Source organism: Enterorhabdus sp. P55, assembly GCF_009911695.1.
Classification (GTDB): Bacteria; Actinomycetota; Coriobacteriia; order Coriobacteriales; family Eggerthellaceae; genus Enterorhabdus.
The window spans coordinates 1-553 of sequence record NZ_QWKK01000303.1; the positions used below are offsets into that span (position 1 = coordinate 1).

Below are 553 nucleotides of genomic sequence, written 5' to 3' on the forward strand. Positions count from 1 at the left end.
AGTCAAAAGCATCGAATCGTCCTTGGACGATTCAACAAAAAAAGTAGTCTTTTTTGGACGACTACTAAGTTCTAAACATTCATTACCCAAAATCAATTTGGTCTAACATCGTTTCTCGACTAGCTTGATCTAATCCAAGATACGTTAAGGTCATAGCTTCACTTGAATGGTTTAATAAATGCATCACTAAACCAATATTATAGTTTGACTGCGTATAGACCCGATAAGCGCCTGTTTTACGCATGGTATGCGTCCCTAGATAGTTGATTCCTAAAAGATCACCAACTCGTGCCATGACCTTATAAAATTGCTTCTCGGTGATGTGACGGTCTGGGTGAGTCGTTGAGGGAAACAACCACTCAGAATTAAGATTTTGTTGGATGAGCCATGCATGATAAAGCATTAAATCTTGTTGGACAGGTTTTAAATATAACGTATTTCCCTTACCTGTCTTTTGATCATGAATAAATGCAGTTTGTTTGACTGTTCCATCAAGATTAAAGACATCTGTTTTCTTTAATTTCATGACATCACTTACCCTTAAGAGAGTGGC

General features: G+C 37.3%; 1 protein-coding gene. It reads right to left on the reverse strand.

What is annotated here, in order from left to right; all coding sequences use genetic code 11:
- Nucleotides 1-82 precede the first annotated feature (82 nt).
- The coding region (locus D1643_RS11400) for a tyrosine-type recombinase/integrase (RefSeq protein ID WP_201751127.1) at nucleotides 83-553 on the reverse strand (471 nt) is incomplete at its 5' end.